This window comes from Leptotrichia sp. oral taxon 498 (genome assembly GCF_002240055.1).
Classification (GTDB): domain Bacteria; phylum Fusobacteriota; class Fusobacteriia; order Fusobacteriales; family Leptotrichiaceae; genus Leptotrichia; species Leptotrichia rugosa.
Map to the genome: position 1 here is coordinate 1,382,973 of NZ_CP016753.1, position 15,402 is coordinate 1,398,374.

General features: G+C 32.8%; 7 protein-coding genes. All 7 read left to right on the forward strand.

From position 1 onward, the window contains the following. The first annotated feature begins 366 nt into the window (after window positions 1–366). Window positions 367–7,419 carry an autotransporter-associated N-terminal domain-containing protein gene (locus BCB68_RS06885; protein ID WP_094080101.1) on the forward strand — a complete coding sequence of 2,351 codons (7,053 nt, stop codon included), beginning with the start codon at window positions 367–369 and terminating at the stop codon, window positions 7,417–7,419. A 172-nt stretch (window positions 7,420–7,591) separates the two neighbouring features. Next, the gene (locus BCB68_RS06890; RefSeq protein WP_094080102.1) at window positions 7,592–10,054 is read left to right on the forward strand and encodes an ATP-dependent DNA helicase; all 2,463 of its coding nucleotides are present in this window, start codon (window positions 7,592–7,594) and stop codon (window positions 10,052–10,054) included. Between the two features lie 16 nt (window positions 10,055–10,070). After that, a complete protein-coding gene (locus BCB68_RS06895; protein ID WP_094080103.1) occupies window positions 10,071–12,113 on the forward strand; it encodes an HD family phosphohydrolase in 2,043 nt (680 codons plus the stop codon). 89 nt (window positions 12,114–12,202) lie between these two features. Next, window positions 12,203–12,667: an rRNA maturation RNase YbeY gene (gene ybeY / locus BCB68_RS06900; protein ID WP_094080104.1), complete on the forward strand. Its 465-nt coding sequence runs from the start codon at window positions 12,203–12,205 to the stop codon at window positions 12,665–12,667. Window positions 12,668–12,930: 263 nt separating this feature from the next. Beyond that, window positions 12,931–13,677 carry a diacylglycerol kinase gene (locus BCB68_RS06905; protein ID WP_237048589.1) on the forward strand — a complete coding sequence of 249 codons (747 nt, stop codon included), beginning with the start codon at window positions 12,931–12,933 and terminating at the stop codon, window positions 13,675–13,677. Between the two features lie 100 nt (window positions 13,678–13,777). Next, complete coding sequence (gene rpsP, locus BCB68_RS06910) at window positions 13,778–14,047, forward strand: 30S ribosomal protein S16 (RefSeq protein ID WP_094080106.1); 270 nt, start codon at window positions 13,778–13,780, stop codon at window positions 14,045–14,047. A 40-nt stretch (window positions 14,048–14,087) separates the two neighbouring features. Further along, complete coding sequence (locus tag BCB68_RS06915; protein WP_094080107.1) at window positions 14,088–15,365, forward strand: bifunctional folylpolyglutamate synthase/dihydrofolate synthase; 1,278 nt, start codon at window positions 14,088–14,090, stop codon at window positions 15,363–15,365. Window positions 15,366–15,402: the final 37 nt, after the last annotated feature.

A 15,402-nucleotide genomic window follows, 5' to 3' on the forward strand; every position in this document is an offset into this window, starting at 1 on the left:
AATTTAACATAAGTCGCTAATTGGCGACTTTTTTTTGTTAAAAATATAAAAATAAATATAAAAAAAATTTTTTTCCTAAAATAAATAAAAAAATTTTTTACATTATACCTATAAATATTGAAATTGCGTTTGTTTTTCCTTTTTAAATAAATAAAAAAATTATTATTTATTTAAATTTTTTTGCTATTTCTTAAAAAAATACTTGTTTTTTTTTTTTTTTTTTTGTTATAATGTTAATGGTTCAAGAAATAAAAACAAATAAAATTGAAGAAACTGAAAAAATTATTAACCACTCACTCACTCATTTAAAACTATTCTTGATAGCTTTTTTGGATTTTTTAATTTTAGGAAAGAAGAGGTAAAAGTATGACAAATGATTTGAGAATTCTAAAAAAAGAATTGAAATCTTTTGCAAAAAGAGTTAAAGATTTTAAATACACCGATTCAGCGCTTATTACTTTCTTACTTACTGGGCTAATAATGCTTAGCGGTATTTCACTTAATCTTTACTCGGATGAAATCAAGACACAGCAGGAAGCGATAAACACGTCAATATTCCAGCTGCAAAAGGACTTTAAGCGTGCAAGGCAGGAAAACAATAAACTTTTGAGAAATACGAATTTAGAATTGATTCAGTTAATGGAACAGGGGGATCACGTAGTAAAATCACCTTGGGGCAGTTTTCAGTTCGGTTCAAACTATGTATATAACGACTGGAAAGGGACTTACAAAGGTCGTGGAGATAAAAAGGAAGCTATAAAATACGCGAGAGAAAATGACAAGTTTGGGACTTATGCGGGAGCAAAGCAGGGGACTACTGAGTTGAAAAGGGTTATTGAACCGATTTCGGCTGTGCCTGTGGATGCGGCGGTTAGACCGAAAGATATTAGGAAGACAGCTTTGAATATTAATTTACCGAATATTGGGGCACCACAGAAACCTAATTTGAATATAAGAGTTGGAGATCCATTGAGAATAGAAGAAATGTCTGTAAGAACTCCAACAATAACAGTACCTTCTATAAATCCTAATGCTGAGCCGTTTTTGGATTTTTCATTTACAAATCAACTTACTGCTGGATATTATTCGGGAACAGTAATATCTGATGCAAGTGGTGCAACAAAAAATAACAGAAGTACTGTTTGGAATGGGGCAGATCAAAATGGAAATCCTGTGACAAGTTTTGGAGCAACTAATACGAAATTAGGAAATATAACAAAAGCTGGATCACGAACAGATCATACAGTATATGTTAATAAAGCTAATGAATCACCAGATACACTTTCACAGAAAGCTGATGCTTTTGTGGTTGAAAATATGAATTTATATTTAGCAGGTAATTTATCTAGTAATCCTGTTGTTGACAGTAGTTCACATAATCATGATGGTGTTATCGGAATACATACTGTTCGTAACGGAACAATTAGAAATGTAACAGGAAATTTATATGGACAAGCAGATTTTATTTCCATAGAAACTTGGCATTCAGGAAAATTAAAACTTGATAATGTTGATGTAAATATTACTGGTGATGATAACACTATTTTTTATATTTATCCTGCAAGTTATGAAGCTTCAAATGGATATAAAACGTATCTTCATGCTTATCATCAGAGGGGAGGGTTTACAGGATCAATTGATGCTGATATAAAATCGAATAAAAATATAATTTACAATACTTTAGGAGCTTCTGGTTCATTTGGAATAAAAAGTGAAGGAACTTATAAATTAGAGGGTTCAAATAATATTGTTTATTCAAGTACTGGGTATTCTCCTGATTTTGAGAAAATATCAGGTTCTGGTGCGATAACACATATAGCTGGTTATAGTGATAACTTGACACCATTTGTAAATCTTTTTAAACCAGTAGAATCTTATGGTGATGGTAATATTTTAATGTTTTTTGCAAATCAAACAAATAAAAAATCAAATGTTACTGGTGGAAATATAAATGTTTGGGTTCAAGCTTCTGGTGATAATCGAAGCCTTTGGGATAAATCAACTATTGGAATATATCAAGGTGAAGTAGGAGTTAATGGAATAATAGGAGAAAAACTTAATATTTCAGGTTTTTTACCTACTCAAACTGCAGATGGAAAGAAAACAGGACTTTACTCAGATTACGTTGAAGGAAATATAGGAATTTTAGGATGGTCAGGACAAAGAGTCAATATTAAACCTGATGATGATCTAGGAGCAGAAAAAAGTGTTACAAACAATGCTGATTATAAGATAAAAGACCCGATACATTCGCTTTGGGTAAATAATGCAGATATAAGTTTTGGAAAACATGCATTGTCTGGAATCATGTTTGCTTCTCAAAATGGAACAGTTATGGATGTAGCTAGATCTGCGAATAAAAATAATGCAGGAGCTGATGGTGTAGCGATAAGAAATAAAGCTATTACCGATTATGGACATTTAACATTGGCAACATCAGGAAAAGTAGTTGCTTCTGAAAGTGGTACTAATGAAGCAGCAACGGGAACAATAATTGCCTACTCTCAAGGTGTATTTGGAGATAAAATGAATAGAATGAGTTCAAGTACAAATGGTAATTTACGTGGAATGAGCAGTGAAATTAATATAGGTCCAGATGTTGAAATGTCAGGAAGATACCATAAAATAGGTACAACTGAATACTATCCAATAGCATATTTAGCAAAAGATGGAGGAAAGATAACAGCAGAAAAATCTACAAAAGCATATGGTTACGGTTCATTAGTAGCTTACGCTGAAAATTTAGGTAATGTTACTACAACAGGAGATGTTACAGCAGTTGATGCTTGGGCAGATAAAACAGACACAGATACAAAAAAATTATTGTACACTAATATAGGTGCATATGCTAAAAAAGGTGCTGGTCAGTATCAAACTCAAGATACAACATCTCTTGGTGGTAGTACTAAAGTAGATGCCAAAGATAGCTCTGGAACAACATTAACAACAACAGAAATTACTATGAATGGTAATTTAACAATTAATGGTTTAGGTGCATTAGCAGATGGAAATAATGCAGTCGTTAATTTAAAAGGCTCAGGAAATGTTATAAACACAGGAACATCAGGAGCATTGATTGCACAAAACGGTGGAACAGTAAATTTTTATGGAGGAACTATTACAAATCAGGATAATTCAGCAGCCAGAGGATTATCAGACAATGATCATAAAAATGTAACGCCATTTTATGCAAAAGCCCCGGCATTGGGTACAGATGGAACTATAATTTTTCATAATCCTGCAAGTGCAACAACATTAAATAAATCAGCAACAACAATAAAAATGTTTGATGGAGTAGTAATAGCCGATGATCCTTCAACTTACCAAAAAAATATTGGTACAGGTAAATATCAAGGATTAGGAAATGTAACAGTAGAGATAAATAATAATGATGTAATTATAGGAGTTTATGACGATAATGGAAAAGCTGCTCGTACTTGGTATAATAGTACAGATACAGGAACTCCTACATTTACTAGTGGTTTAGATGGTGTGAATCAGTTTGGAGATATAACTTACAATAATGGTGCAACATTCTATACGGTAGTATTAAAAAATGGTAAATTAGATATACAGGCACCAACAGTATCATTGGACAACATAGGTGATAAATACAACGGAATAAAAATGGCAAATGAGCTTGTAACAATAAGCAATGGAACAACAGTATCAGGAAATATAGTTGGAACAAATCTTAAAGGGCAAGGATTATCTATGGGAAATATTTCCAAAGCCACACAAGTAGCGGCTGGGATAACACCAACTAACACAACTTCAGGATTCATCAATAAAGGAACAGTAAACGTAACGGGCGGTACAACAGCGGCAGGAATAGCTGGAATAAATGTAAGCTATGGAACAATTAACAATGACAAAGCTGGAAAAGTAACAGTAGACAATGGTGCAGGACTTTATGCAACAAATGGAAGTAAAATTGTAAATGACGGTACAGTAACTGTAAGCGGAAAAGGAGTAGGAATAGCAGGACTTGGAACAGGACAGACAAAACAAGATTATGGTACTGATGTTGCGAATGGAACGACTGTGGAAATAGTAAATAACGGTACATTAAATGTATCAGGAGATGAGGCAATCGGAATTTATGCAGAAAACAATACTGGAACAGCAAGAACAAATGTAAAAATAGACAACACTTCTCCAATTACAGTTGGAACAAAAGGAGTGGGAATTGCATTAGTGTCAACAGCGCCAACAACTGTTTCTCACGGCGCAGAACAAGGTGGTACAATAACATTGACACCTGCAGGGGCGACTGACATTACAACAGGAGTTCAGGGAACAGGAATTTATGCGGAAGATTCAGACATAAATTTAGGTAGTGGAGATTATGTAGTAGAAACTAAGGAAAAAGGAGTAGGAATTTTCGCATCGGGCAACACAAAAGTAAATGGAACACTTGAGTACAAATACAATGGAAGTGCAACAGGAACAGGAATGGGAATTGTATACGACCAGGACAAGGCTTCCAATTTAACAAACTATGCCAACGTAAAACTTACAAATTCTACAAATACAACAGGCGGAATGGTCGGACTTTACACAACAGCAGCGGCAGGTAACAAGTTCATAAATAATGGAAATGTGGAAGGAAAATCGACAGCGCTTGAATTTGGAATAGTTACAAATGGAGCGGATGTGGAAAATGCTGGAAAAATAACATTGGGAGATGCGACAAAACAGGCGGAAGCAAATGTTGGTATTTATGCAAAAGCTAAAAATAAGATAAGTAACAGCGGAACAATTACAGTTGGAAACAATGCAATTGGAATTTATGGATACAATGTTGACAATAATGGCACAATTAAAGCTGGAGATAATGGAGCAGCCATTTACACTCAAGATGATGGAACTGTGAATTTGAACGGCGGTTCTACAGTTAAAGTGGGTGGAAATCAGGCAGTAGGTGTCTATGCAGTTGGAACTAATCAAAATCTTAATGCAAATGCAGGTTCCACATTTAGCATAGGAGATGACTCATTTGGATTTGTGGACGCAGGAAAAGGGAACACGATAACATCATACGCAAATCCAGTAACTCTTGGAAGCGATGCAATCTATGCTTACCAGAATGACAATACAGGAAAGATAGTAAACTACACTCCATTGACATCATCAGGGGACAGAAACTACGGACTTTATGGAAACGGGACTACTGAAAACTACGGAACAATAGACTTCTCAAATGGAAACGGTAACGTAGGAATTTATTCAACAAACGGCGGAGTAGCGACAAACTTTGGAACAATAAAAGTGGGACCTTCAAACACAAGCGCAAAAGAATACGGTGTAGGTATGGCAACAGGATACTATGATGAGGCAACAAATAAAACTTCAAATGAAGGAACAATCATAAACAGAGGGACAATAGAAGTAAGCAAGGCGAACACAATGGGAATGTATGCAGTAGGGCCTGGCTCAAAAGCAATAAACTATGGAACTATAAACCTATCGGGAAGAGATACGATAGGAATGTATCTTGACAGGGGTGCACATGGTGAAAACTGGGGAACAATCCAGACAACTGTATCAGGACTTAGAGGAGTAAAAGGAATTTATCTTTCAAACGGAAGCTACATAAAGAACTACGGGACAATAAACATAGCGGCTTCAGATATTAAGAGTGCAGGGATCTGGGCAGATACTCAGTCGTTCCCGAACGCTGAAGAAAATTCAAGCGGAAGAAACCCGATAACAGGGGCAAGCCAGACAGGAACTTCGACACCGCTAATAAAAGTGGTGACAGCGGATGACATGAAGGAAATGGGAGGAGTGACAATAAAAGTTCCGCCAAGAATGACGCCTGTGACAGTGACAGATGCGCAAGGGAATGTGATACCGATAGTAAAAGTTGACACAGACACTCCAGCACCGAATCCGGTGTCAGTAACGGTGACATCGCCATCAGGGATAACAACATTGAATCTGGCGGTAAACAATATGCAGAACTTCCCGTCAGCTTCGGAAGCGACAAGCATCGGAATGTATGTGGACACGTCAGGGGTAAACTACACAAATCCGATACAGGGGCTTAACAACTTAGTCGGGCTTGAGGATATAAGCCTGTACTTTGGACCGGAAGCTTCGAGATACACAACGTCTAAAGCCATAGAAATAGGGGACAACATTTTGAAGCCCTACAATGATGCGCTAAGAGGGCTTGTCACAGCAGGAACGACATTGTATGTAACTTCGCCGAGCCTTACTTGGATGGCGCAGCCTACGAAAGATCCGTCGACAGGACTTCTGGACAAGGTGTACCTGGTAAAAGTTCCTTATACAGCGTTTGCAAAAGACGGGGATGACCAGACATACAACTTCCTGGCAGGGCTTGAAAAGAGATACGGAGTCGAAGGACTGGGGACACAGGAGAAACTGATATTCGACAAGATAAGCAGCCTAACTGGCGGAGAAGGTCACATACTGGCACAAGCGATTGACGAGATGAAGGGTCACCAGTATTCAAATATCCAGCAGAGAACAAAGGAAACAGGGGATATTTTGAACAACGAGTTCAGCTACCTGCAGAATGAATGGGAAAACCCTACGAAAGACAGCAGCAAGATAAAAGCATTTGGTCAGAGAGGGGAATACAAGACAGACACAGCTGGAGTGGTAGACTACGCAAGCAACGCCTACGGGGTGGCCTATGTTCACGAGAAGGAAGGCGTGACGCTTGGAAACAAGACAGGATGGTATGCAGGAGCGGTAACAAACCACTTTAAATTCAAAGATTTGGGAAGATCAAGGGAAGACCAGACAATGATGAAAGCTGGAATCTTTAAGACAGTGTCGCCAGCAAAAGACCACAATGGCTCACTGCAATGGACAATATCAGGGGAAGCGTTTGCAGGAGCGAACCATATGAAGCGAAGATACTGGGTTGTAGACGACACATTTGAAGCGAAATCAGATTACGCGACATATGGAGTGGCGCTAAGAAATGAACTTGGAAAGGACATCAGAACGAGCGAGAGAACAAGCATAAGACCATACGGGGCGCTAAACTTGGAATATGGAAGATACACAGGAATAAAGGAAGATGGGCCGATGGCGCTTGAAGTGAGAGGAAACGACTACATTTCAGTGCAGCCGGAAGCGGGAGTTTCATTCAACTACAGACAGCCTGTGGGATTAAAGAGCAGCCTGAAAGCAAGTTTGGCAGCCGCCTATACAAATGAGCTTGGGGAAGTGAATGATGTCAAGAACAAAGCCAAATTGAGAGGGGCGGATGCGCCGCACTATGAACTTCGCGGAGATAAGGAAAATCGGAAAGGAAGCGGAAAGTTTGACTTGAATTTAGGATTTGAGAACACAAGATTTGGAGTGACAGTAAACGCCGGATACGATACAAAGGGAGAAAATGTAAGAGGAGGTATCGGATTCAGAGCGATTTACTAAGCTGAAGAGGCTTTGCTGAAAATGGTTTAAATTATTTGTCATAATATGAAACAAGAGAATAACTCCTTTAAATTTAAAAATTTATGGGAGTTATTTTTTTATTGAAAAAATTTAAACTAATTTATTGAAAAAAAAATCTATATATAGTAAAATCTTTAGTATAGGAGGAAAAATGAAAATCTCAGAATTTATTAGTGAAAGTGCAATCGAGATGTTAAGGCGGAAGATGAAAAGTTTGAAAGAAGATATGATTTTTCGTGGAATACCCGATGAAAATGGAATTGTTACCGATATTGAAATCATCGTAGCAAATGAAATTGATTCTATTGCGTCTGTATTAAAAAAAATGAAAAAAAATGAAGCTATAATAAGAGTGTATCCCAGAGAATTGGTACCGTCTGACACTGATGTTAAGATTGCACAAATTTATGGAGAAGCGGGCGGAGCATTTTATATTATTAATGTTGATGTCAGTGAAATAAACGCGGTTGTTTCCTTAAAAAAATTTAATAAAATAAACATAGATGAATTTTTTAGTGAAAAAGGTGTGATTGAAAAAAATATTTCAAATTTTGAACTACGACATGAGCAATATGAGATGGCAAAATGTATTGAAAAAAGTATGAATGAAAATGTAAAATTAATAGTTGAAGCAGGAACTGGAACTGGAAAAACAATAGCTTACTTACTTCCAACATTGTTGTATGCACTAGAAAATGATTTAAAAGTGATAGTTTCGACAAATACGATTAATTTGCAGGAGCAGCTTTTAAATAAAGATATTCCTTTGATAAAAAAAATTGTGGGAGCTGATTTTAATTATCAGATTGTAAAAGGACGTGGAAATTATCTTTGCAAAAGAAAATTATATAATATTGATATTTCTGAAATTGAAAACGAGCCAGAAGAAATAAAAAAAGAAAAGAAAATAATAAAAAATTTGATAGAATGGGACAAGAGCATAGCTAAAAATGGAGATAGAGGCGAATTGAAATACGAGATTTCAAGCAAAATCTGGGAAAAAGTGAACAGCGAAGCTGATATGTGCAAAGGCTCAAAATGTCCGTATTACTCAAAATGCTATTTTTTTGCAGCTAGAAAAAATATCTCAAATGCGACACTTTTAATTGTAAACCATCATATGTTTTTTGCAGATCTTGCGATACGGAATCAATCAGGATTTTATACAAATTATTCGATTCTACCAAATTACGATATAGTAGTTTTTGATGAAGCGCACAATATAGAGGATACAGCTAGAAATTATTTTACAGTAGAAACTTCAAAAATTGCTTTTGGCAGGCTTATAGGTCAAATTTTTAACAGAAAGTCTACTGGAGTGAATAATGCTGGAGTACTTCCCAAATTGTCATCATATTTAAATGAAAATTTGGATGCAAGTGAATATGAAAAAATTGATGGATTAAAAGAAGATGTCGTGTCGGAATTAAATAGTTTTTATGACAAGGGAATGGAAATTTTAAGTGCTCTTACTAAGTTTTTTTTGCGTGGAAAAGAGCAAAGTGAAGTTAAAGCTAAAATTGACAGAAAAAGTTTAATTTCTGATAAAAATTTTAAAAAAATAATAAAAATGAATGTTAGTTTTAGAGAAAAAAATGGAAATTTGAGTTTGAAAATAAATAAATTTTTAAATGCGGTTAATAAATATAAATTGGAAGATAATGAGGGCTATATATTTGAATTTACGAGATATTCTGAGAGATTGAAACAATTTTTTAAAAAGTTTGAATTTATTTTTGAAGGAGAAGAAGAAGGTTATGTCTATTGGACTGAAATTACAACGAAGCGTTCAAATATAAAATTGTATGCGACCCCTTTTGACATATCGAAAGAATTAAATGAAAATTTGATTTCAAAACTTGACAGAATGATATTTACTTCGGCAACTCTTGCTGTTGACAATAAATTTGACTACTATAAAAGAAATATTGGACTTAAAAATGAAAAAAATAAAAAAATTGAAGAAAAAATAATAAAATCGCCATTTAACTATGAAAAACAAATGAAAGTTTTTATTCCTGCTGATGCGCTTGATCCCTCAAATTTGGAATTTATGAGAGATTTGCACGATTTTATTGTGAAAAGTATAAAAGCGACAAAAGGACATTGCTTTTTGTTATTTACTTCTTATAGCACTCTAAATTATTTATTTAATAGTTTAAAAAATTATTTTCCAAAAGAAGATTATACTTTGATTAAGCAAAATGATTATCCTAGACACGAAATGATAAGACTTTTTAAAACTTCTAAAAATCCAGTATTGTTTGGAACAGACAGTTTCTGGGAAGGTGTAGATGTGCAAGGAGATCAGCTGAAAATGGTAATTATAACAAAATTGCCGTTTAAGGTGCCAAGCGATCCAGTGACTGAAGCTATTATAGAAAATATTAAGAAGAATGGTAAAAATGCATTTACTGAATATCAAGTCCCACAAGCTGTCATAAAGTTTAAACAGGGAATTGGAAGACTTATCAGGAGTAAAACTGATACTGGGAGTATAATAATCTTGGACAACAGGGTGATAAAAAAAAGATATGGACAAAATTTTTTAAAAGTTTTGCCTAAAAATATTGTTATAGATAATAGAAAAGAAATAATAAAAATAATGAAATAGTGAGAAAGGAGAGAAAATGAGAATAAAAATTTTGAGTCGGGAATTTATATTTGAAATAAAAAAGGCAAAAAGGAAAAAAAAGGAAAAAAAAAGTCACTTTGAAAAAAGATTTTTGGGATTTGTAGTACTCTTTTTCTGTTTTGGTTTTTTTATAGAATATTCAAAATTAAAAGTTGACTATAAAGTTGGAAGTGTGGCAAATTCTGACATCATTGCACCAAAAGATGTAATTTACTTGACAGATTTGGTTGACGATATACTTCAAGACAGGATACTTCAGACAACGACACCTGAATTTGACAGAATTCCAGGAATGAATAAGCAAACTTTAATTAGCATAAATAAGTTTTTTAGGGAAATTAATCTTTTGAAAACTTCTTCAGATGAGGAAATACAGAGTTATATTTACAGAAATAATTATAATTTTACTCCTGAAGATATAAGAAATTTAATAAAAAGAAATGAAGATGTCGAATATACTGGAAATCTTGCCGATTATATTTCAAAAATTTATAGCGCAGGGATATTAAAAAAAGAAGATTTAGAAAAGATTGTGAGAAAAAAAGATCTAGAAATAGATTATTTGGATATGAAATTACTCGAAAATTTTGTGAAGCCAAATTTAAGAATTAACGACAAAGAAACTGAAAAAAAAGTGGCGGATAGCATTGATTTTTTACGGAACAGGGAAATTAAAATTTATAAAGGGGATATTATTGTAAGAAAAGGTGAAGTTATAGATGCCAATACTTATTTGAAATTAAAAAAATTAAATCTTGTTAGGACGGAAGATAAAATAAAAAAAGTGATTGGTTTAACTTGTACTTTTATCATTGCAGTAAGTTTACTTTATTATGTCTTGAAAAAAAATTCTAGAAATGTGGTTGAATCAAATGTATATTTTGCGATTTGTATAACACTTATTATATTGAATTTGATATATGTTTACACATTTAATAAATTTCCGCTTATCGTGTATTTAATTCCGTTTTCAACTTTACCAATTATAGCGACAATTTTAGGGGATAGAATGTTTGCGGCAATAATTACATTTATGGATATGATAATATTATCAAGAGAAGAATTTTGGCTATTTATAATGATAGCGATGACTCTTGCCGCAATTTATAAAGCTGATAAATTGACAAATAGAAGTGATATAATAAAAATCAGTTTATTTTTAGGAATTTTTCAGTCAATAATCACATTTAGTTATGGAATGGTCAATCAGATGGAAATAACGCTTATAGGAGTTTTAATCATTGAATCTGTTGGCTCTGGAATTTTAACTGGAGTTTTAACCGTGGGGCTTCTTCCGTATTTTGAAAATACATTTGATATTCTGACTGATATGAAATTATTAGAATTGAGTGATTTTTCACACACTTTGCTAAAACAGTTGCTGCTTAAAGCTTCTGGGACATTCCATCACAGCATAATGGTTGGAGCTCTTGCAGAAAGCGCGGCGGAATCAATAGGAGCAAATGCCACATTTGCGAGAATAGCTTCATATTATCACGATATAGGAAAGATGAAAAGGCCGGAGTTTTTTGTGGAAAATCAAAGTGGTGGCTTAAATCCGCACAACAAGATAAAGCCGTCACTAAGTGCATTAATATTGACTTCTCACACAAAAGATGGATATATAATGGGAAAAGAGAATAAACTTCCAAAAGAAGTATTAAATGTGATATTGGAGCATCACGGCACAACTTTAACTCAATATTTTTATTATAAGGCGCTGGAAAGTGGAGAAGAAGTTATTGAGAGCAATTTCAGATACAGCGGACCAAAGCCATCAACAAAGGAATCAGGAATCATACTTTTGGCGGATACTGTGGAAGCGGCAACCCGAACGCTTGAAAATAAAAGCAAGGAAAGTATCGAGCGGTTTATCAGATATTTGGTAAAAACTAAAATTGAAGATAATCAGCTGTCAGACGCAAATCTTACATTGGGAGAAATTGAAAAAATAATACAGTCTTTTGTCATAACATTAAAAGGTGTGTATCACGAAAGAATTAAATATCCAAAAATGGATGAAAAAATCAAAAAATAAAGTTAATAGAGAAAGGGAAAAAATAGTGATAAAAACAAAAATAAATAAATAGAAATAAAAATTAAAAAATAAAAGAAAAGAGAGAAAAAATGTTAGATGTAGATATAAGTTATGATATACCAAAAATAGATGATTTCTTTGATGAAGATAAAATAAAGGAATTTGTAAACTATATTTTAAAAGATGAAAAAAAGGAAGAATACGATGAAAATGAATATTATTTATCCATCTTGGTTACAACAAATGAAGAAATACGGAAAATTAATTTTGAATACAGAAACAAAGATATGCCGACAGATGTGATTTCTTTTGCGTATAACGAAACAGAAAATTTTGGAGAAATAAATATGCTGGGAGATATTGTTATCTCAATTGATAGGGTAAAAGAGCAGTCAAGTGAGTATGGACACTCTGACAAAAGGGAATTTTATTATGTTTTGTGTCACGGGATGTTACATTTACTGGGATATGACCACATCGACCCAGATGATAAAGTTGTTATGAGAAAAAGAGAAGAAGAAATTTTGGCTGCATTCAATTATGAAAGAGATTAAGATCTAAAAAATAGGAAGAAGGTGCAATTTTATGGCAGACGAGAGAGAAAATAAAGCAACAAAAAATGATGAAAAAAAGGAAAAAATTTAAATAAAGAAAGTAAAGAAAATAAAAAAAAAGAAGAAAATAGAGAAAATAAAGAGAATAAAGAAATAAAAAGAGAGAATAGAGAGAATAAAGAAAAAATGGAAGAAGAAAAAATAAAAAAACAGAAAGAAAAAAAGGAATTTTTTCGTTTTTTCATAAAAAAGATAGGTATAATTTGGATATAAGAAAAGAGAGGGAGCACGACAGACGCCTTGTTGAGAGCTTTAATTATGCGATAGAAGGACTGATGTCAGCACTACAAAATGAAAAACATATGAAGTTTCATACACTTTCCGCAATTTTAATAGTAATTCTTGCAATTTTGACAAATGCGAGTAAAGTTGAAATTTTGCTAGTTTCAATATCCGTTGCTTTTGTAATTATTACAGAACTTATAAATACTGCGGTTGAAGCACTTGTAGATTTAATTTCTCCAGAGCGCCATCCACTTGCAAAATTAGCCAAGGATGTTGCTGCAGGAGCGGTTTTAGTTGCGGCAATAAATGCGGTCTGTGTTGGATATTTGCTGTTTTATGATAAACTACTTGATATTTTCGATACTCAGAATAGATTGCACATAATTGCTGGAAGAAAGGGAAATATTTCGATTTTAATTTTAATTTTGGTTTCGATTCTTGTGATAGTCATAAAGTCGTTTTATAATAAAGGGACTCCGCTTGAAGGTGGAATGCCAAGTGGACATAGTGCAATAGCTTTTGCAACTTTTGGAATTTTAATTTTTATGATAAGCGATGTGAGAGTTTTAATTTTGGTGCTATTTATGGCGGGACTTGTCGCTCAAAGCCGTGTAAAAGCTGGAATTCATAGCATAAAGGAAGTTGTCGCAGGTGGAATACTGGGATTTTTAGTCGCATTTGCAATAATGTTTATTATGATAAAATTTGGAATTTTATATAATTAAAGTTTTTTTAATTTTATCTTTTTGTAAAGAAAAAATACTTGACATAAATTGATTTTTTTTGTATAATCTTTTTAGTAAATAAAAATTTGGAGGAATATTAATGTTAAAATTAAGATTAACTAGATTAGGAAGAAAAAAAGTACCTTTTTATAGAATAGCTGCAATGGAAAATTTATCTAAAAGAGATGGAAAAGCAGTTGCTTATTTAGGAACTTATAATCCGCTTGCTGAAGATGACAAACAAGTTGTTTTAAAAGAAGAAGAAATTTTAAAATATTTAACAAATGGAGCTCAACCAACAGACACAGTAAGAAGTATTTTAACTAAAGCAGGTGTGTGGGAAAAATTCCAAGAAACTAAGAAAAAATAGTAAAAGAGCGTAAGGCTCTTTTTTTGTATAAAGGAAAAATATGAAAATAGAAAAAATTTTAGAAGAAATTTTTAGCTTGAGAAATAAAAGTCGCAGAGAAAATATTGATGATTTGAAAAAAGTTTATAAACTTTTGGGAGAACCGTGTAAAAATAGGAAAGTAATTCACATTGCTGGAACAAATGGAAAAGGCTCAACTAGCGCTTTTTTAGAAAATATATTTTTTTATTCGGGGTACAATGTGGGGAAATTTACTTCGCCACACATTTTGAAATATAACGAGAGAATTGTTTCAAATAAAAAGATGATTTCCGATGAAAAAATACAAAAATATTATGAAGTTGTAAAAAAAATATTGAGCGAATTAAAATTAAAAATTAATTTTTTTGAAATCACAACTTTTGTTGCACTTCTATTTTTTGAAGAAGAAAATCTGGAATTTATAATTTTAGAAACTGGATTAGGTGGCAGACTTGATGCGACAAATGTTGTAAATTCAGTAATCTCAGTAATAACAAATGTGAGTTTTGACCATACGGCAATACTTGGAAACACGCTGAAGGAAATTGCTTTTGAAAAGGCTGGGATTATAAAAAATGGAGAGATTTGCATTTTTTCACAAAATTTAGCTGAACTTGAGAACGAAATAAATAAAAAAACTAAAAAATCTATTAATGTTTTGAAAAAATATAAAAATATTGATATTGAACTTGATAAAAAAAATTTTACAACAACTATAAAATTTGAAGATGATAAAAAGATTAAAAAGTTTGAATTGCCACTTTTTGGGAAATTTCAAGGAAATAATTTTTTGCTCTCTTATGAAATTGCAAAACGATTTGGAATTTCTGACAAAGATATTCAAAATGGAATTAATCATTTAAAATTGTTTGGAAGATTTGAAATTTTTTCAAAAAATCCGTTTGTAATTTTGGATGTGGCGCACAACGAAGATTCTATGAAAGTTTTGTTTGAAAATTTGTCTTTTTTATATAAAAAAAATGAAGTGATTTTTATAACTTCGATGTTAAAGACAAAAGATTTTGTGCCAATTTTTGAGAAGATCCAAGAGTTTTCGGACAAAATTTTTATAACTTCGCTAAAAGATGTAACTTACGGAATGTCTTCTCACGAAATAAAAAAAGAAATCGAAAAGTTTGAAAATAAAGAGAAATTTTTTGAAAAAATTGTTTTTGAAGACGATATTTTAGCTGCTTATAAAAAGGCAAAAAAATTGGAAAAATATAAAGCAATTGTTATTTGTGGCTCATTTTATGAAATTGCAAAATTTAAAAAATTGTTTGAAAATAAAAATTAAAAGAATTTGAAAAAAGTAAAATTTTTATTTTTTAGAA